Annotated in this window: 2 protein-coding genes; both read left to right on the forward strand. The window is 71.2% G+C overall.

The genetic code is table 11. From position 1 onward, the window contains the following. Nucleotides 1–230: 230 nt before the first annotated feature. Nucleotides 231–977 carry a PspA/IM30 family protein gene (locus tag DW309_RS09985; protein WP_136032592.1) on the forward strand — a complete coding sequence of 249 codons (747 nt, stop codon included), beginning with the start codon at nucleotides 231–233 and terminating at the stop codon, nucleotides 975–977. 66 nt (nucleotides 978–1,043) lie between these two features. Then, nucleotides 1,044–1,618: arginase family protein (locus tag DW309_RS09990; RefSeq protein WP_136045285.1), on the forward strand; the 575-nt coding region annotated here is incomplete at its 3' end.

Genomic DNA, 1,618 nt, shown 5'->3' on the forward strand with positions numbered 1-1,618 from the left:
ATCGGCGGCGACATCCTCGGAGGGATCATCGGCGGACTGCTGGCGGGCGGCGGGGGCGGGTCCTCGCGTCGCAGCAGCAGCGGCTGGCGCTCCTCCGGCGGCGGCGGTTTCCGCAGCTCCGGCTTCGGAGGCGGAGGCAGCCGCGGACGCTCCGGGGGGCGACGCTTCTGATCCCCCGCACAGACACGTACGACACGCTCTTTACGACGACCCTCTGAAAGGAACCACGCATGACCGCCAAGCAGTCCATCTTCGGACGGATCTCCACCCTCGTCCGCGCGAACATCAACGCCCTCCTGGATTCTGCGGAAGACCCGCAGAAGATGCTCGACCAGCTCGTCCGCGACTACACCAACAGCATCGCCGACGCCGAGTCCGCCATCGCGGAGACCATCGGCAACCTGCGTCTGCTCGAGCGCGATCACGAGGAAGACGTGCAGGCCGCCACCGAGTGGGGCAACAAGGCCCTCGCCGCGAGCCGCAAGGCCGATGAGATGCGCGGTGCCGGCAACACCGCCGACGCCGACAAGTTCGACAACCTCGCCAAGATCGCCCTGCAGCGCCAGATCAGCGCCGAGCGTGAGGCGACCGGCGCCGAGCCGCAGATCGCCGCGCAGACGGAGATCGTCGACAAGCTCAAGACCGGTCTCAACGGCATGAAGGACAAGCTCAACGAGCTCAAGAACAAGCGCAGCGAGCTGCTCGCCCGCGCCAAGGTCGCCGAGGCGCAGACCAAGGTGCAGGACGCGGTGAGCTCGATCAACGTGCTCGACCCGACCAGCGAGCTGGGCCGCTTCGAGGACAAGGTCCGCCGCCAGGAGGCCATCGCGCAGGGCAAGGCCGAGCTGGCCGCGTCGAGTCTCGATGCGCAGTTCGAGAGCCTGGAGGACCTCGGCGAGCTGACCGAGGTCGAGGCGCGCCTGGCCGAGCTCAAGGCCGGGGGCGCTGCTCCCCGTCAGGCACTCGAAGGTTCCTGATCCCTCGCTGATGCCCCGGGCCGCGTGCCCGGGGCATCAGCACTTCCGCTGTCGAGAGGTCTTCCCATGGTCCGCTTCCTCGTCGTGCCGCAGTGGCAGGGTTCGCCCGCCGCGCGGGCGATGCTCCTGGTCGACGGGGCGTCGGCGATCGCCGGCGATCTCCCGCGCGCGGCGACCACCGTGCTGGAGGTGCCCGTCGAGGCGGGCGAGTCCCTCGGGACGGGGGTGCGACGCCTCAGCGCCCTGCAGCGGACGCGCGAGCTGGTGCGCGAGCACCTCACGGCCGACACGGTGCTGATCGGCGGCGACTGCAGCATCACGGTCGCGGCACTCGACGCGCTCCCCGGGGGGACGGACGATGTGGCGGTCGTGTGGTGCGACGCGCATGCCGACCTGCACACGCCGGAGACCTCCCCGTCCGGTGCCTTCTCGGGCATGGCGCTGCGCGCGGTGCTCGGCGAGGGCGAGGAGCAGCTCGCGCTGTCCCCCGGTGTGCCGCGGGAGCGCGTGGTGACCGTCGGTGTCCGCAACGTCGACGACGCCGAGGTCGATCCGCTCGCCGCGCTCACCGGTCTGTCGGTCGCCGATCTCGACGATCCGGACGCACTGGCCGCCGCGGTGCGGGCCACGGGCGCCCGCCG

Source organism: Microbacterium sp. K41 (assembly GCF_004794395.1).
Lineage (GTDB): Bacteria > Actinomycetota > Actinomycetes > Actinomycetales > Microbacteriaceae > Microbacterium > Microbacterium sufflavum.

Coding starts and splice junctions, on each gene's coding strand:
- DW309_RS09985 (WP_136032592.1), top strand. CDS start 231: ATGACCGCCAAGCAGTCCATCTTCGGACGGATCTCCACCCTCGTCCGC.